15 protein-coding genes are annotated in these 18,790 nt (G+C 37.9%); 10 read left to right on the top strand and 5 right to left on the bottom strand.

Going from position 1 to position 18,790, the window contains the following annotated elements:
- Nucleotides 1–108: 108 nt before the first annotated feature.
- The 10 genes from ACSQ6I_RS23720 (at nt 109) to ACSQ6I_RS23675 (ending at nt 12,320) form a co-directional block, all read left to right on the top strand.
- A complete protein-coding gene (locus ACSQ6I_RS23720) occupies nt 109–1,344 on the top strand; it encodes a glycosyltransferase family 4 protein (protein WP_438892700.1) in 1,236 nt (411 codons plus the stop codon).
- Between the two features lie 49 nt (nt 1,345–1,393).
- Complete coding sequence (locus ACSQ6I_RS23715; protein WP_438892699.1) at nt 1,394–2,293, top strand: sulfotransferase family 2 domain-containing protein; 900 nt, start codon at nt 1,394–1,396, stop codon at nt 2,291–2,293.
- A 54-nt stretch (nt 2,294–2,347) separates the two neighbouring features.
- Nucleotides 2,348–3,445, top strand: coding sequence for a glycosyltransferase family 4 protein (locus tag ACSQ6I_RS23710; RefSeq protein WP_438892698.1), 1,098 nt, complete (start codon nt 2,348–2,350; stop codon nt 3,443–3,445).
- A gap of 66 nt (nt 3,446–3,511) precedes the next feature.
- Nucleotides 3,512–4,675, top strand: a complete 1,164-nt coding sequence (locus ACSQ6I_RS23705; RefSeq protein ID WP_438892697.1) for a glycosyltransferase family 4 protein — start codon at nt 3,512–3,514, stop codon at nt 4,673–4,675.
- 93 nt (nt 4,676–4,768) lie between these two features.
- Complete coding sequence (locus ACSQ6I_RS23700; protein ID WP_438892696.1) at nt 4,769–6,226, top strand: O-antigen polymerase; 1,458 nt, start codon at nt 4,769–4,771, stop codon at nt 6,224–6,226.
- A 21-nt stretch (nt 6,227–6,247) separates the two neighbouring features.
- Nucleotides 6,248–7,426, top strand: a complete 1,179-nt coding sequence (locus ACSQ6I_RS23695) for a glycosyltransferase (protein ID WP_438892695.1) — start codon at nt 6,248–6,250, stop codon at nt 7,424–7,426.
- A 50-nt stretch (nt 7,427–7,476) separates the two neighbouring features.
- Nucleotides 7,477–8,073, top strand: coding sequence for a YdcF family protein (locus ACSQ6I_RS23690; RefSeq protein WP_438892694.1), 597 nt, complete (start codon nt 7,477–7,479; stop codon nt 8,071–8,073).
- A complete protein-coding gene (locus tag ACSQ6I_RS23685; protein ID WP_438892693.1) occupies nt 8,060–8,638 on the top strand; it encodes a WcaF family extracellular polysaccharide biosynthesis acetyltransferase in 579 nt (192 codons plus the stop codon). Before ACSQ6I_RS23690 ends, ACSQ6I_RS23685 begins: the two co-directional genes overlap by 14 nt.
- A gap of 406 nt (nt 8,639–9,044) precedes the next feature.
- Nucleotides 9,045–11,267 (top strand): GumC family protein, encoded by a 2,223-nt coding sequence (locus ACSQ6I_RS23680; RefSeq protein ID WP_438892692.1) that lies wholly within the window; start codon nt 9,045–9,047, stop codon nt 11,265–11,267.
- A 258-nt stretch (nt 11,268–11,525) separates the two neighbouring features.
- A complete protein-coding gene (locus ACSQ6I_RS23675) occupies nt 11,526–12,320 on the top strand; it encodes an LmeA family phospholipid-binding protein (RefSeq protein ID WP_438892819.1) in 795 nt (264 codons plus the stop codon).
- 118 nt (nt 12,321–12,438) lie between these two features.
- Here ACSQ6I_RS23675 and ACSQ6I_RS23670 read toward each other — a convergent pair whose 3' ends face one another.
- The 5 genes from ACSQ6I_RS23670 to ACSQ6I_RS23650 form a co-directional block, all read right to left on the bottom strand.
- Nucleotides 12,439–13,830: a UDP-glucose dehydrogenase family protein gene (locus ACSQ6I_RS23670; RefSeq protein WP_438892691.1), complete on the bottom strand. Its 1,392-nt coding sequence runs from the start codon at nt 13,828–13,830 to the stop codon at nt 12,439–12,441.
- Nucleotides 13,831–13,927: 97 nt separating this feature from the next.
- A complete protein-coding gene (locus ACSQ6I_RS23665) occupies nt 13,928–14,863 on the bottom strand; it encodes a UDP-glucuronic acid decarboxylase family protein (protein WP_438892690.1) in 936 nt (311 codons plus the stop codon).
- Nucleotides 14,864–15,244: 381 nt separating this feature from the next.
- Complete coding sequence (locus ACSQ6I_RS23660; protein ID WP_438892689.1) at nt 15,245–17,494, bottom strand: cation:proton antiporter domain-containing protein; 2,250 nt, start codon at nt 17,492–17,494, stop codon at nt 15,245–15,247.
- Between the two features lie 297 nt (nt 17,495–17,791).
- On the bottom strand, nt 17,792–18,448 hold the full coding sequence (locus ACSQ6I_RS23655) for an HAS-barrel domain-containing protein (protein WP_438892688.1): 657 nt from the start codon (nt 18,446–18,448) through the stop codon (nt 17,792–17,794).
- An 83-nt stretch (nt 18,449–18,531) separates the two neighbouring features.
- On the bottom strand, nt 18,532–18,726 hold the full coding sequence (locus ACSQ6I_RS23650) for an NAD(P)H dehydrogenase subunit NdhS (protein WP_015215765.1): 195 nt from the start codon (nt 18,724–18,726) through the stop codon (nt 18,532–18,534).
- Nucleotides 18,727–18,790: the final 64 nt, after the last annotated feature.

Below are 18,790 nucleotides of genomic sequence, written 5' to 3'. Positions count from 1 at the left end.
GATTTGCAGGTAATCATCTTTCAAAACTAAACCTTGATATTCACTTACTTAGATCCCTGGCTTCTGGCAGAAGTCAGGGATCTAATTTTATAAATAAATTCCTGATCAATGCCTAAAGCACCTTATCATTGGATATCCTGTCAAATCGGAGCGCGGGAAAACTACTCTATACCTAGAGCTTTACACCAAGAAGGACAGCTTGCTCACTTAATTACAGATGCTTGGGTATCACCTCAGTCAGCACTGAATTTTTTACCTAAATCTTTTTTAGCTAATTTACGGGAAAGATACCAATCTGATTTAGAACAAGCATCGGTTCATGCTTTCAATAGTTCTCTAATTCAGTTTGAATTAGCTCAACGCCTACAAAAAAACACAGGATGGGAAAGAGTTATTGCTCGCAATCAATGGTTTCAACGGCAGGCAATTGAGATTTTAGCATCACTGGCTGACCAATTTACAAAACCTCCTATCCTATTTTCTTACAGCTATGCTGCATTAGAATTATTTAAATTTGCTAAACAACAGGGATGGTACACTGTTCTAGGGCAAATTGATCCAGGAATTCAAGAGGAAATTATTGTCTCTCAAGAGTATGACCGATATCCCCAATATCGTGGAAACTGGCAACCTGCACCTGTTGATTATTGGCAAAATTGGCGAGAAGAATTTAATATAGCGGATGCCATTGTCGTAAATTCTTTTTGGTCACGCCAACTCTTGGAAAAAACAGGTGTTGATTCTAAAAAGATTCATATTATTTCCTTGGTACACACTCCACCAGAAGGTGCTAGTAACTTTGTCCGCACTTATCCAGAATCATTTTCTCAAGAGCGCCCTTTAAGGGTATTATTTTTAGGACAGGTAATTTTGCGAAAAGGAATTGCGGCTGTGTTAGATGCAGTGCAGTTACTTGAAGGATATCCTGTTGAATTTTGGATTGTTGGTTCTCAACAAATTGACATTCCACAAAATTTTCAAGCTCATTCCCAAATTCGTTGGGTAGACCATGTTAATCGGAGTGAAACAGATCAATATTACCAAATGGCGGATGTGTTTTTGTTGCCTACTCTTTCTGATGGGTTTGGCTTAACCCAATTGGAAGCACAAGCATGGAAATTGCCTATTATTGTTTCCCGTTGCTGTGGTGAAGTGGTTATAGCTGGTGAGAATGGTTGGATTTTGGAGAAGGTGAGTAGTGAGGAAATTTTTCATTTAATAAACTTTATTTTACAACATCCTTCACAGTTAAAAACTTTGGTTAATAATTTAATTTCACCATTAAATTTTAGCATTTCAAATTTGTTCCAGTCGTTACAAAATGTATTAATTAAAAGGGAATAATCTTGATTTAATTTTCTTTTATTTGTCAAATAATTACAACCCCATAAATATGACAAACAAATCAATTCCTTCGGCGCAAGAAAAATTTATTATTTTCATTCATATTCAAAAAACAGCAGGACTCAGTATTCAACGGATGATTAGGCGTAGATATGGACAAAGTATCTTCAAGCGAATTGCTAATAAAATAATTCTCAGGAAGAATACAGCATCAACACCTATAGATTTAAAAGGAACAATGCTATCTTGTAAGTTTTATGACCGCTATTTCATGGGACATTTCTGCTACGGAGTCCATGAATTTCTACCTCAACCATCTACATATATTACATTTTTAAGAGAGCCTATATCTCGTCTTCTATCACTTTATTATTATTCTCAGTCAAATAAAACAGCTTATTATCATAAACAGGCTGTCAATGCTTCTATGGAGCAATTTTTTTTTAAATCTAATTTAATGGAATTAGATAATGGTATTTTAAGATTTATTGTAGGTGATGCTAATGATTTGTTTATTAATCGCACGCCATTGGGTCAATGTAGTCGCTCTATGCTTGAACAAGCGAAGGAAAATATCATCAATCATTTTGCATTTATCGGGTTTTCCGAGAGATTTGATGAGTCAGTTTTATTGCTTAAAAATAAGCTGGGTTGGAAGAATAGCTTTTATTTAAAAAGAAATATAAGTACGAAAAATAAAAATCATCACAATATCGATCCATTTATAATTGAGGAACTAAGAAAAAGAAACTCTTTGGATATTGAACTGTATAAATTTGCTCTGGTAAGATTTGAACAGGAAATACATTTCCTTGGTGATTATTTTAAAAATGAATTACAGTTATTCCAAACTCAAAATGGAATCTATAATAAGTTTGCATTGCCATTATATAATAAATATGATTATTTAAAGGCTATTGTGAATGGCAAACAAGAACGTCCAATATAATAACTAGGCAAATATAAATAAGTTTAAATAAAATTAATGAGATTGAAATGCAGGGTGGTTTTTTATTCTATTCTCCCATCTCCTTACCAACGAGATTTGTTTTTTGAACTCTCTCGCCGTGCAGAAATAGATTTAACAGTTTATTATTTAGAACCTGCTTGTGCTGATTCTCCTTGGCCGGAGAAACGCTTGCAACCTTATGAACATATTTTACCAGGATTCCATTTAGCTTGGGGTTTATCTCGATTTCATTTTAACTGGCATTTTCCTTCAACTACACAAGCTGATGTGGTTGTGCTTAACGGTTATATGAATCTTACTACTCAACTTTTACTCAGACTACAAGCAAAAAAAGTGCCTTGTATTTTCTGGGGTGAAAAAATGCTGGGTAGTTCACAGGGAATTAAAGGAAAATTACAAAAACACTTAGCCAATAGTTTAAAATATTGTCGTGCGATCGCAGCTATTGGCACTAAGGCACAACAAGACTATCAGCAACGCTTTCCTGATAAACCAATATTTAATATTCCTTACTATTGTGATCTAACTCCTTTTAGTCAAAATTTACGCCAAAGACCTGGAAATCCAGTTACTATTTTGTTTTGTGGTCAGATGATAGCGCGGAAAGGAGTTGATATTTTGCTGCAAGCATTTAATCATCTCATTGAATCAGGTCTAAATGTTCGCTTACATCTGGTAGGAAGAGAAGCAGAACTTCCTCAATTATTAGAAATTTTACCTAAAAAAACTCTGCAGAACATTGAATATGCAGGTTTTCAATCTCCTGAAAATTTACCTGATTTTTTTCATAAAGCAGACTTATTTGTATTACCAAGTCGTTATGATGGTTGGGGTGTAGTAGTCAATCAAGCAATAGGTTCTGGGTTGCCAGTAATATGTTCTGATGGGGTAGGTGCTGGACATGATTTGATTAAACCAGGAGAAAATGGAGATTTATTTCCTAATGGCAATGTTGAGGCTTTAGCAGAATTGTTGATGAGTTATTTGCAACAACCTGATAAAATTAAATATGCTAGTTTAGCATCATTCAAGAAAGCAGAAGAAATATCACCAGCTATGGGCGCTCAACAGTGGGTTGAGGTTTTTCATAAATTAACTGGTAAGGAGATCCAGTGTTCAATAATCAAATAGGATTCCTATACTAAAAAAACGTATTTTTTAACTAAATTTAATAATAACCAATTAAGCTTAAATTTCATGCGAATTCTTTTTATCAGTAGCAGTTCAGGTTCACGAGGAGGAGGAGAACTCTATTTAATTTATCTGGGACAAGAACTGGCTAAAAGGGGCTATGCTGTAGGATTATGGTGTTCAGAAAATCCGATTATGGATGAACTAGCTGACTCATTTTCAAAATTTGGACAGGTGTTGCGATCGCCATATATCAACACATACAATCGTAAATTAAGATCTTTTACCCATTTATTTCCCAAAACCAATCAAGAGTGTATATCTCAGTGGCGCGCATTTAAACCAGATATACTCCATGTTAACAAGCAAAATTTAGAAGATGGTTTAGATTTACTCACTTGGAGTAATTATTTATCAATTCCTTCTTTGGCAACTATTCATATTACTCAAACTCAGGATAAATTGGGAGCAGTATTAGGAAAATGGCGGGATTTAATAGCTAAAATAGCTTTAAGAAAATATCGAGGTATATTAACAGCAATTTCTGAAAATAGAGGACAAGAACTAACATCTTTTATTTCTCCAACTACTTCTGATTTACCCAAAATAGTAGTGATTAATAATGGAGTTAATGTACCTAACAAAATAGAAAGTTTAGCCAAACGTCAAGAATCTCGTTTACAACTAAAACTTCATCCAGATGAATTATTAATAGTAGCAGTGGGAAGAATGGAAGCACAAAAACAACCACTGCTATTTTTAAAATGGGCTATTCACCTTAAATGCAAAATACCATCTGTTCGTTTTTTATGGGTGGGAGATGGTCGCTTAACTTCTTTATGGGATCAATGGATTATAGATAATAATGCCCAAGAATATATTCAACGTTTGGGTTGGCAAAATGACGTAACACCATATTTAGCAGCAGCAGACGTATTTTTTCATCCTGCGGCTTTTGAAGGGTTACCATTTGCATTATTAGAAGCGATGGCTTGGTGTTTACCCTGTGTAATTACTTCAACTCTGCTGGAGGAGTTAAAATTTCCCCAAGAGGTTTGTTTCGTTGCCTCTGAAAAAGACAACTTTAAAGATTTGGATACTTTAATTAATTATCAAGAGCGTAATGCTGTGGCAACTGCTGGTTATCAGTTCATCAAAAAGCAATTCTCTCTAGAAAAGATGGTAGATACCTACGCAGCATTATATGGCAACATCAAATTATTAAGTTAATCTAAACAGTAATATCCCTGGCTTATTAAATAAAGTGAAAATCTGACACTTTCGATTTCTACGAAAAATCAAATAGTATTATCATTCCTACTCATGGATATCTCCACAAACTCCCACCATCCACAGCAAAATCCGCCCAACCTCAAAAAACGCATTGCCAAAGCTACATGGTCAGGAACATTCACCTTAATTTTTGGCTTGCTTCTGGCATTTATACGTATAAGTGTAGATATGTCTCCTAGTTTCATGGCCAATCAAGTAGCAATTATAGTAGGGGTAGTGATAACTATTAGCATCGTGTTGGATAGTAGACGAGGATGGAAAAATTTGTTTCGCGCCGATATACTTTGTCTATTAGCTCTTTATTTTTTAACACTAATAGAGTTTTTATACCCACAACCAAAGTTCGATCAGCGTTTGACATCTGAGCAAACTATCCAAGCTATAGAAGTCTTAATGATAGGGTTTAGCGGTTTAGCGATTGGTCGTCATATCACCTTTTTTAAACCAGCACCACCTGAATGGTTAGATTTTGGTAATATCCCTGATAAAACACTGTTTCGGATTTTTTGCATATCAGCTTTTTTAGCCTATTTTTATATATTGATGTCAGTAGATTTCAACCCTGTAAAAGTGATTGAATCTCTATTAGGTTCACGCTTTGCTGTACCTTGGGGCAGAGGAAAATTAGGTGACTGGCGAGTATTTTTGTCTGAATTGAAGTTGTTTACCTATGTTATCCCTCCCCTGACAGGTATTATTTGGAATCGTCGTCAGTCTTTTCGTCTGTGGCAAATATTTTTAGTTATGTTTGTATTTGTCTTTACTTTGTTTTATGGATTTTCAGGAGGAACGCGCAATGTTTTAGCTGCTTATATTGCCACATTCATGGCTGCATACTTCTTGACATTACAGAGTCCAACTTTGATCAAATTGCTTATTCCTACAGCTATTATGGGATATGCAATGGTATTTGCTACCCGTCATATGCTTGGTTTTAGAGAGATGGGTATTATTAATTATCTAGCTACAGCAGCTTATGCTAGTGAGAAAGTGCAAGATACCCTTTCAGTTGACTATAACCTTTGGAGTATTGGTTTATTGGTAGATGCTTTTCCCAATAAACATGATTTTTTAGGACTTGAACTTTTGTTTGTATTCTTAACTAAACCCATACCTAGAGTACTATGGCCGGATAAACCAGAAGGTCTGAGTACATCTATAGAACAAGTAGTAGGTGCAGATGGCTGGACAGTTTCTGCAACTTATATTGGCGAAAGCTATATGATGGGTGGTATCTTTGCCGTAATATTAGTATCCATTTGTTTAGGAATTTTAGCTAATTGGTGGTCGCGTACAGCAGCTTTTCACACTACTGGTTACGGCATAGTTGTCAATGCACTGGGTTTTTTTACAGCGGCTATTTCTATGCGAAGTTTGATTGTGTTTACCACATCAATGTTACCAATTGTGGGTCTAATCTTTATTGCTAAAACTTTTCCTGGTTTATTGGGTGTTAAACGCTTACGTTACCAGTACCAGCGAAAATAATTATTGTGAGTATTATATAAAATGAAAGTTTTACACATAATTCCTTCTATCAGTCCTAAATTAGGGGGACCTACTCAGGTAGTTTTGAATTTAGTAAGGGCTTTAAGAGCAGAAGGAATTGATGTAGAAATTGCCACTACTAATGATGATGACGGACTGTTGCTAGATGTACCATTATCTGAGTGCATAGAATACCAAGGGCTACCAGTTTGGTTTTTTCCACCTGCGGCTCGGATAAAAGCCTTTTTACCTTCCCCTGCATTCACACGGTGGCTATGGCAAAATATCAAAAACTATGACATTTTAGATAATCATTATTTATTTTCCTATCTTCCTACCTGTGCTGCTATTTTTGCCCAGTGGCAACAAGTTCCGTATACAGTGAGAATTATGGGACAATTAACGCCTTGGGCATTGGCGCAAAGTAAGTTAAAGAAGCAAGTTTATAGCTATTTAATTGAACGCTGCAATTTAAATCATGCTGAGGCTATTCACTGTACATCTTCAGGTGAGATGGAGGATGCAATCAGATTTGGAGTACAGCCACCTAAAATAGTTTTACCTCTAGGAGTTAATTCTAGTAAATTAATTGCTGATGCTAAATCTAAATTGCGACATCAGTACAATATTTCTCAGGAAATTCCTATCGTTCTTTTTCTTTCACGTCTGCACTACAAAAAACGTCCTGAACTGTTAATTCAAACATTAGGTGAGTTGGTAAAACAGAGCCAGAAATTTCATTTGCTTATTGCAGGTTCTGGGGAAGATATATATGTTCAATCTTTACAAAAAATGGTGGCATCTGTAAACATAATCGACCATACTTCATTTGTCGGGTTTGTGACTGGTTATGAAAAAGATTTGCTGCTGCAAGGTTCTGATTTATTTGTACTGCCAACTTATTCAGAAAATTTCGGTATTGCTTTAGCAGAAGCTATGGTGTCTGGCTTACCAATTATCACAACTCCAGGTGTGCAAATTGCCCCGGAGATTGCTGAAGCTGAGGCTGGCATAATTGTAGAAGGGGAAGTAGAACCTTTACAGAGTGCGATCGCACATCTTTTAAACAATCCCCAATTGCGGGAACACATGGGAAGCAATGGTCGTCTATTGGCTTTGCAACGCTATTCATGGCAAACAGTTGCTAAACAATTAGCCTCTGCTTACCAAGATATTCTGAATCAAGAAAATCCGCTGTGATAGTATAATGCCAATCACATCAACGATTTGGAAACACATTGATTCTATCCATGAGCCAATTGTATTACTTACTGAAAAAATATTGGGTTCTAAGTTTAGCAAGTTTTATTCTAGTTTTTATCAGTATTATCCCTATAAGAATTGCGATCGCTTCTTATCAAGCACCCCATCCCCAAGCTACCCTTACCCTTGGTGGAGGACCAGAACGAGAAAAATTTACAGCCCAATTTGCCCAAAATCATCCTAATTTAGATATCTGGATTTCTAGCGGCATACTTCCAGCCCAAGCCTTTGCTATTTTTGAGGAAATGGGTATTAGTACAGAGCGTATTCACTTTGACTACCGTGCTGTTGATACAGTCACTAATTTTACTACCCTCGTCCACGATTTCCAAAACCGCCATATTCAACATATTTATCTAATTACCTCGGATTTTCACCTTCCCAGAGCAAAAACCATTGCTACCATAGTTCTCGGTAGTCAAGGTATCACTTTTACCCCGATATCCATTCCCTCTGCACAACCCAGAGAATCTATTTTTCACATTCTTCGTGATAGTGGACGCTCTTTGTTATGGATTATGTCAGGTCGTACCGGAGCAAGTTTCAACCCCCGTTTTCATTCTCCATTGTATGCGTCTAGATAAATACACCCTTGGCAGTTATAATCCCGGTGCATCCTACCTTCAGCAACTTTTGTGGTACTTCCTTGGTTCACCTTTAGTTAAAAGTCATTGGTTACCGATTTCATTTGTAAAAGTTGGGATACTTAGGCTTTTTGGAGCCAAAATCGGTAACGGTGTGCGTATAAAGCCAGGGGTGCGAGTCAAATTCCCCTGGCGTTTAATAGTTGGTAATTATGTTTGGATTGGAGAAGATGCTTGGATTGATAACCTTGCACCTGTAGTCATCGAAAATCATGTTTGTGTATCCCAAGGTGTTTATCTTTGTACTGGTAATCATGACTGGAATCAACCTGATTTTAAACTGATTACTGCGCCTATTCATATTGAAGAGAGTAGTTGGATAGCCGCTAAATCAGTTGTTGGACCAGGAGTCACGGTGGGGAAGGGAGCAATTTTAGCTCTTGGCAGTGTGACTGGACAATCTTTAGAGCCAATGATTATTTATGCAGGTAATCCCGCGCAACCTGTTAAAAAAAGGCGGATAGGACAAACAGAAGATTTTTTTCCTAGTTCTGTACAAGAATGAATAGTACATACAAATAAGCTATTACGCTTTGACTTGAGATATATTTAAACATTAAGTATAGATAACTGAACAGCCAGAGTGTAGAATATAAACATAATCTTTCTGGCATCGAACGATACAAAGCAATCTTCGCTATTTATCGTCATCGCATTCTAGATTTTCATACCCTTCTAATGCTTACAGCATAGAATTTAGATGATGAAATTCCCAGTTGCTTGATGTTGATCAAAATATCACAGTGAAAGCAAGCAGACCAATAAATTATCTCATGTTGAATAAAAAAATAAGTATTAAGTAAGCAAATGTTTTAGAGTTTACTATCCTCATAAAGGTTGTGTCTATTTTGACATAATGCCAAACGTAAAAACCAAAAATATTTAACTAAATAATTATCTAATCCAAATCCATGAACAATCAAAATTCTAGTAGAATTCCAACTTTTAACGAGAATGGTAGAGCAATTATTACACCAGAAATCTTGCCATCTCAAAACTATTCATCTTTTGAAATAGAGGATGATGATGGGAGTTTAAAAGACTTTTTGGGTGTTCTCCAAAGGCGAGCATTAATTATCACAGGTGTTGTCTCTGTGATTATGGCTACTGTGATTTATTCAACTCTGAACGAAGAAACTATCTATCAAGGCAACTTTCAGCTTTTAGTCGAACCTGTTAGTAATGACAGCAGCTTAGGACAAATACCCCTTCCAGAATCTAGTATCTCTAAATCCAATCTAGATTACGACAGTCAAATTCAGGTTCTCAAAAGTCAGGAAATAATGAAAGAAGTTGTAAAAAAATTACAATTTGCTTATCCTGATATCACTTATAATTCACTAGTTGGAAATTTAACTATTCGTCGTTTGGGCGCTACTAAAATTTTAGATATAAGCTATAAGAGCAAAGATCGTAAACAAATTGACCTAGTATTAAAAACAATTTCTACATTTTATTTAGACTACAGCTTGGAAAAGCGTAAAACTAAGTTAAATCAAGGTGTCCAATTTGTTGAGAAACAACTACCTGCGATCAAAAATCGGGTTGATCAATTGCAACAAAAACTACAAATATTTCGGCAAAGATACAACTTTATCGATCCAGAAACCCAGTCAAGTGGAGTTGAATCACAAATTCAAAAGTTGGAAGAACAACGACTGGTCATTGATCAACAGTTAGCTGCTGCTCGTGCTAGTTATATTAGTTTATCAACACCAGAAGGACAGCAGGCAACATTAAATGATGCACCTATATATAGTCAATTAATATCTCAACTCCGTCAATTAGAATCCCAGCTATCTGGAGAATTAGTTCGGTTTCAACCTGATAACCCAGCCATAGAGTCATTACAAGAAAAAAGGCAAAACCTTTTACCTCTGATAGAAGATGAGCAAGCGCGTTTTGTAGGTCTCAAATTGGCTGAAGTAACTGCTCTGATTCAGAAACTAGAGGTAGAAAGCCAAGAATTGTCTAGAGTAGAACAGCAAACAAAGCGCAAGTTTGAGCAATTACCAATTTTAGCCAGACAATATAGTGAAATTCAGCGTAGTTTACAGCTCGCCAATGAGAGTCTCAATCGCTTTTTAGCTACCCGTGAAAACCTAGTTATTCAAGTAGCTCAGACAGAACTTCCCTGGGAATTAATACAACCACCACATCAATCTGCCTTCCCTCTATCTCCAAATATTCCCCGGAATTTATTGATGGGATTGATTAGCAGTTTAGCCGTAGGAATTGGTATTGGCTTTCTCCTAGAAAAAATGGACAATACCTATCATACTATCGAGAGTCTGAAGGAAAAGATAAAACTGCCTTTTTTAGGAACTCTTCCCACCGACAAGAGTATCTCAGGTTATCAGTCTCCTCATCCCAAGATTAAAGGGGTAGAAACAGAAATGCAATTAGGGACTGTCACCACTAAAAATGGTTGGTTCTCTAATCTTTTCCGTCGTGAAATTACAGGGGATAATTACTACGGACAAGGGCTATTTTTTGAATCTTTACAAGTTCTTTATGCTAATATTCAGCTACTTAATTCCGATCAACCGATTCGCTCTTTAACTGTTTCTTCAACTATGCCTGGAGATGGAAAAACTACAGTTTCGTTTCATCTGGCTCAAATAGCTGCTGCATTAGGGAAACGAGTATTACTTGTGGATGCTGATCTACGCCGCGCTCAGGTTCACAAACTATCAAATTTACATAATTTATCGGGATTAAGTAATGTCATAGCTTCCAATATGCCAGTTGAACAGGTGATTCAGCAATTACCTGCAATGAATTCATTATCTGTGATTACGGCAGGACCTGTACCACCAGATCCTGCTAGATTACTCTCATCAGATAAAATGAAGCAATTAATGGAATACTTTAATCAAAATTTCGACTTGGTGATTTATGATGTGCCGCCAATGTTAGGGTTAGTTGATGCTAGACTCCTGGCACCACAAACTGATGGAATGCTTTTGGTGGTGAGGATTGATAAAACAGATAAGTCGGCGTTAATGCAGCTTCAGGATAGTCTGAGAAATTCTCCTATCAATGTCTTAGGCGTGGTTGCTAACGGGGATAAGAAAAAATTGACTAGTTATAATTACTATTATAGCGCTGGCAGGGAAGCTAGACGCACCTAAATTTTAGCTTATGTAGTAGCTGTAGCGATCGCATTTTTGCGGAGTGGAGAAGATATGATTGCCTCTGACGCTGCCACTCGTGCGATCGCTTTTATCATTTGCTCTTCATCATCACAACAAGTAACATTCAACACATTTAGCTATCATCCATCAGTTATCCTGCACACAGTCATCAGAACAATAAATCTGGGGATCGCTTGCACTATTGTTCACAATTTGTTACAAAAATACAAAGAACTTCTAGAGACCCAAAATCTGATGTTAGGCGGACTTACTGGTTTAACAGATCCTAAAGGCACGGATTGGGGAGAGCGGATGCTCAACACAGTCGCCAGCCAAACGATTCGCCACCTGTTTAGCATGAGCGAGTCAGTAGAAGTCTTTGTGCGCTGCTATCCCTCCAGCAAACTGTTGCAAGGCAGCATTGATAGCTTTAAAATGAGCGGACGTGGCTTAGTAATTCGTAGAGACTTCGCAGTTGAGGAAATGTCTTTTGAAACCGATGCAGTAGCTATTGACTTCGGTTCTGTTTTGAGTGGCAAACTTAGCCTCAAGCAACCCACCCAAGCGGTAGCGCAGGTAATTTTATCAGAAGCAGGTATCAATGATGCTTTTAAGGCAGAATTGGTTAAAAAGCGCTTACTGAACCTTTCAGAACCAACTTTGACGGCAATATCTGGTGGAGAACCAGTTTCCTTTACCGAAGTCCAAATACAGCTATTGCCAGAAAATCGCTTGCACCTTGTAGCTCAAGCTGATTTAAACAACGGCGAACTCATACCCCTAAGTATGACCCTTGGTATAAGTATTGAAAGAAGAAGGCGGGTTTCTTTCAAAGACCCAAAAATTGAACTTGAGCAAGTTCCAGAAGCACAACAAGAAATTTCCCAGACTTTAAGCCTCGCCCTTGTAGAAATTTTGGACAACATGGTTGATTTAGACCGCTTTGACCTCGACGGAGTGAAAATGCGACTCAACCGTTTAGAAACTGAAGGACAAAGATTGATTTTTAGTGGTTATGCGGAAATAGAACGTATTCCCAGCAGTGCATAAAAAATTAAAAATTAGGTTAATGAACAATTAAACGCCGCCTAGAAGACTCTAGACGGCGCTTTGATATGAAATTGCAAATTTAACTTAACTCTGGATTTTCAACTATGGTGTGGGTAGTTTACCGCCCTACACCTACATATTGGAAACCAGCCCTTACCATCGCTTCAGGATCTAGGAAGTTACGTCCATCAATCATGACGGCATGGTTCATCAATTTGGCCATTTTTGCATAGTCCAAAGTGTTGAACTGTTGCCATTCTGTGACGAGTACCAAAGCATCACAGCCATCAGCTAGTCTTTCAGCATCAGTTTCTACCAATACCCCAGAAAGACCATGACGCATACCTGTTTGAGAAATAATGGGGTCGTAAGCTTTGACTTTAGCTCCCAATCGGTTGAGTTGCTCAATCAGGTTGAGTGCTGGAGCATCGCGCAAATCGTCAGTATCTGGTTTGAAGGTCAAACCAAGAAGTCCGACAGTTTTACCTTTGAGGATTTTGAGAGCCTGTTGGAGCTTTTCCAAAGCAATTAAACGTTGGCGTTCATTCACACTCACTGCAGCTTTCATGAGTTGTGCTTCATAGCCATAATCATCGGCTGTATGAATGAGTGCGGAAACATCTTTGGGGAAGCAAGAACCACCCCAACCAATACCAGCTTGTAAGAACTTGTTGCCAATGCGGGAATCTAAACCGATACCTTTGGCTACTTGGGTAACATCAGCACCGACGCGATCGCAAATATTAGCAACTTCGTTAATAAAACTAATCTTGGTCGCCAAAAAAGCATTAGCAGCGTATTTGATCATTTCTGCGGAACTCAGGTCTGTAACCAGTACTGGTACAGGGGGTAAAGACTTGTCAGCAGCAAACTTGCGTTCCACAATTGGGGCATATAGTTCTTTCATCATCCCCACTGCTTGTTGACTATTGCCCCCTAAGACAATCCGATCCGGGTTAAAGGTATCATAAACTGCTGAACCTTCCCGTAAAAACTCTGGATTGCTGACAACATCAAACTGAGCAGCAATATCTGGTAATTTCTCCTCCACTGCTGTCCCACCTGCTGGTATCAATATTTTTTGGCGTTCAGCAATGCCATCTAAAACAATCATCCTTACCCAGTCACCAGAGCCGATAGGTACAGTAGATTTATTAACAATTACCTTATAACCACCGTTGAGATTTGCCCCTATACCGCGAGCTACAGCTTCTACATAACGGGTATCACTTTCACCAGTAGGTAAAGGAGGAGTTCCCACCGCAATAAACAGAATTTCTCCGTGAGCAACTCCCGCTGCCAAATCTGAGGAAAATTGAATATTTCCACTATTAATGGCAGTCTGCATAATTTCCGAGAGTCCCGGCTCGAAAATAGGAGACTGTCCAGACTTCATTAATTTTACTTTTTCTTCGTTGTTATCTATGCAAACAACATCATGTCCGATATGAGCCAAACAAGCACCTGTCACTAATCCAACATAACCAGTACCAATTACACAAACACGCATTTTTTAGCTCCTTGCTTTTTTGTCATTAGTCATTAGTAATTAGTCAGGTAATTAGTCATTAGTCATTGGTTTAAGGCTAATGACAATTAACCACTAACTAATTGTTGCTTTCAATACGTTCGCGGAAATCTTCTACTGCCAGTTTTAAGCCATCTTGCAGAGGAATGGTAGGTTCCCAATTTAACCAGGTCTTGGCTCTGGTGATATCGGGACGACGACGACGGGGATCATCTGAAGGTAAGGGTTCAAACTTAATTTGTGCATCTGGGTTAACCAAATTCTGCACAGCTTGTGCCAATTCTAAAATTGTGTATTCATCGGGATTACCCAGATTGACTGGCCCAATGTAGTCACCATTCATCAACTTAATTAGTCCTTCAACTAAGTCTGAGACATAGCAGAAACTGCGAGTTTGTGTACCTTCTCCATATACAGTTAAAGGATTACCCCTCAAGGCTTGGACTATAAAGTTGCTCACTACCCGACCATCGTTTTCTAACATTCGTGGGCCATAGGTGTTAAATATTCTGGCTACCCGAATATCGACTTTATTTTCTCGGTAGTAGTCAAATGCCAAAGTTTCAGCAATTCTTTTGCCTTCGTCGTAGCAGGAACGGATGCCAATGGGATTGACGCTGCCTCGATAATCTTCAGTTTGGGGATGAACTTCTGGATCTCCGTAGACTTCACTGGTGGAAGCTAACAAAAATCTAGCTTTGACTCGTTTAGCTAATCCCAACATATTCAGTGTTCCCATCACGTTAGTTTTAACGGTTTTAATGGGGTTGTACTGGTAATGTACTGGTGATGCTGGACAAGCCAAATGATAGATTTGATCCACTTCTAACCGAATTCCCTCAGTGATGTCGTGACGGATCATCTCAAAATGAGGATTGTTTAACCATTTGAGGATGTTACGTTTATGCCCTGTATAGAAATTATCTAAGCATATAACCTCATGACTATCGGCCATTAGTCGATCGATCAGATGGGAACCAATAAACCCAGCACCGCCTGTCACCAAAATTCTCATAGAAATACTCAGTAAGTGGAAAACTCAGTGTCTTTAGACCTGAAAGGTATGGTTCGATGTAGCTCACCAGCTACGACTCGTGCGGTTTTAACCGCCGTGACTATTATAGTTTCTCAGTTATTTTACAGATATTTCCAGCAGGTATTATCCTGATATATTTAGATTATCCACTTTGGTACAAAATATAGATAACTAACGAAGATCACTGCACAATGTGTTTTTTGGTTGAGTAATTTTCCTACAGATATTTTTTTAAATTAATCAATATCTTGCAATAATTGTGCGCTTTTGAGTCATGTTTTATCAAATCTTCAATAATTTGTAAAGTTGTTGACAAATATAATTGGTTGTGACAATAAATACAAGACTAATGTGGTATTTTTAAACACCGGCTGTTTGAGTTGTTGAAGTATTTGATAAAAATAATTTGTGGTTGTGTTGTGGTTCTCCGAGGATGATGATTGAGCAGGTGAGTTGCCTAGCTAATTGGTTTGTAACATCATTCATAGCTAATCCTCCGGGACTAGTATGATTACGAGTATAAGGTAATACAACTAAATCATATAATCTTGCTGCTTGCAAAATTGCTTGAGTAACATTTTCATGGGTGATAATTTGAATTTCTGGTGGATTTGGTACATCCAATTGAGATACTAATTGGGTGAGGTGCGATTGCCTGGCAGCAATTTGAGTGAAACTGGTGTGGCGATCGCTTTGATCAGTTTGTTTTTCCTTGGGAATGCTTTGTCCTGGAGTAATCAGACCCCTGTAATTACGAGACAAACCATGTAAACTACCCCAAAGAGGTAAGTTAACGCACACATTCAACACAGTAACTTGGCTCTGATTGGCATCTGCTAAGGTTTGAGCAAATTTTAAAGCTGTTAATGTGGGATTAATTAAGTTTTCTATAGGTACGAGAATACGCTGAATTCTTTTTGGTGACTCCACTAAGCGTGCCACCGCTACTGGACAATGGGCAGCCCAAAGGACGTTATCAATGACATTCCCCAATAAACGCGCTCTTAAGCCAGTACGGTTTCCCCAACCCATGATAATTAAATTCGCCTTTTGTTCACGAGCCGCTCTACAGATGCCTGGCGCGTAAGCATCATCAATTCTGAGTAACGGTTCTGCTTTTGCTCCTAATAATTGACTTTGTGTTGTGGCTTTTGCTAATAACTTTTCATTTTGTTGCCAAGCTGCTTCTAGTTGAGGTGCATCCATTTGAGCAGTAGCATGAGCGATCGCTAATGGTAATATTTTTCCCTGAGACTGACAAGCTAATAATGCTGCCATCTCAATTAAATGTTTTTGCGTTTGGGGATTATGTACTGGCACGACTATAGTGAAATTACTCTGTGCTGATTGTTTTTGCAGATCAGACATATTAATTGGTTGTGAGTCTCCCACCAATAAGCCAGTTAAATCAGTAGCACCCCCAGCGACTAGACTCGTCAGCCAAGGCCCCAAAATTGCTGTTATCAGTACTAAGACAATTACACTATTTAATACTTCTGGTGCTATTAACCCAGATTGATATCCCCCTAAAGCCACGGCTAAAGTTGTACCAACAAGAGGAATTGATAACGACCAAATAGTGAGAGTTTCCTGCCAGTTATAGCGGTAAATCACTTTTGCTAACAAAGCTGCTATAAATTTGCTGACAATCAAAACGCCGAACATTAAAAATAATAATTTAATTATGCTGTATCCATTCAAAAAGGCAGATAAATCAATCCTTAAGCCCAGCATCACGAAGAAAAGGGGAATGAATAGCACAGTGCCAATAAACGTTAATTTTTCTTTAACTGGCCCTTCACCTACAGATTCATTGACCGCCAAACCTGCTAAGAAAAAGCCAATAATTTTTTCTAACCCCATTAATTGAGCGATCGCTACAGAGAGAAATACAGACATTAATACACATAAAAACTTGTTACCTTCATCATCTCCAGACCGCCGGAAAAATTCTTTGCTTGCCCAATCAAAACCTACTAGCACTACACTTGAATAAATTATTACTAAACCCAATACAGTGATTAATTGAGCAAAACTGAATGCACCACCATGAAAACTGGCTACACAAACAGCTAATATTAGCAGTGTGCCGATATCAGTAAAAATTGTAGCTCCCATTGTCATGGTAATAGCCTTGTTATTTACCACTCCCAAACGACTGATAATCGGATATGCCAAAAAAGAGTGAGAGGCCAGTAAGCAACCCATTAAAATGGGCGTATACCCACCAAACCCCAAAAATTTTCCCACTAATGTTCCTAACATCAGGGGTAAACTAAAACTCAAAATACCAAATACTAAGGAACGACTTTGCTGTTGACGAAAAAGTTGGATATTAAATTCAAATCCGCCTATAAACATTAAATAAAATAACCCAATATCTGACAGCAACCTAATAATTGGTGATTCAGGCTCGAATAAACTCCAACCAGAATGACCCAGTACTACTCCAGAGCAAATCAAACCTACCAAAGTCGGTAATCGTAGCCGCTCAAACAGGATAGGTACAATGAGAATAACTATGAATAAAATAGTAAAAGGGACAATTGGTTCCTTACCAAAAACTAGGGAAGATGCTTCCAAAGTTAAAAATTGTGACACTAGTGGCATAGCTAAAACAGTTATTAGTTATCAGTTTTATCACTCTCTAATCTGCTGTAAAAGGAAGATTTTTTTATTCGTCAATTAGTTCTTGACAGACTACTAGTTAGGAATGATAACTCTTAACAGTGAAAGAATACAGCGATTTCCATCATGTTTAAAAATGGCTAAATTAAGTACATTAATTAAATATTTATGCGTAGGTAATTATTAAGTGCTAAATTATTAAATTATTTCTCTACCGCTATGGTGCGCCGTAAAACCACCGCAGATCAGGACTAATAACTGTTCACTGTGTACTGATAGTTAGGGGTGTATTTGACTTAAAATAAAGCGCAAGCGATCATAATCGTCTTTTAGTAATATGCTCAGGTGTCGTCCCGCTTTAATCAACCATTCTCGGTCAGCTTTGCGTAACTGGTAAACTTCACGAATAGCAGATGCGGCCAAAGATTCTACCGGCGCACCATTAATTAAAAGTATTGTCCGCAAAAAATCTAATTTTTCAGTAAATTTGATGATAGCTTCTGGTTGACACCGATAAACAGCCTGATGAATTTGGGGCGGACGGGGTGGAAGATATTGATATACCCCTTGGTTATAACTCAGATTTTGTGACTGCTGCTCAAATCCGACAATCGCTGCCCGAAATTCAGTTCTGAGCATAGCAAATATCTGGGGTTGTTCCTCACGCAAGGTTTGCAAAGACAACCCCAACGCCCTAGCTCTGTGTACAGAATCAATAGGCATGGTTGTGGCATGATATACCACTGCATAGACTTGATTGCCAGATTCTTCATCCACAGCACAAACCCAACTACCAAAAGGTGGCATGGGTGGAAAACTCAAATCTTCCGGTTCTAAACACTGTGCCAAAAATTCGGTAGTTGTGGTTTCGATCACCTCCCCAATATGGTGAGGATGGCGATCGCCTGTTGCAAACTGTGGTAAGGGTAAACGCATATTAGTCCTTAGTCATTAGTCCTTAGTTATTAGTCCTTAGTCTTTTACTAATGACTGAGAACCACTGACTGATGACTAAATGATTATTTTCCTTTTTTCTTGGCTGTGGTGTCTACAGGTTCTAATTCTGGCAAGCGGAAAGTAATTATTTTATCCCAATTACCACCTTCAAACAATACAGCTACTTTGCCATCACTAACACGTTGCACAAGTCCTTCAAACCGATAATATGTATCGGCAGGATTTTTGACGCGAACAGTTGCTCCAGGCAGAATCATGTTTTTACCCTCGTTTAGTTCCTGTTATTAGCTTAATATTAGTTGATGGTTCAGTTGTCAATCT

This window comes from Anabaena sp. WFMT (genome assembly GCF_051781005.1).
In the GTDB taxonomy this organism is placed as follows: domain Bacteria; phylum Cyanobacteriota; class Cyanobacteriia; order Cyanobacteriales; family Nostocaceae; genus Anabaena.
Note: the sequence above shows the minus strand (reverse complement) of the source record. Positions and strands in the feature narration are given on the sequence as shown.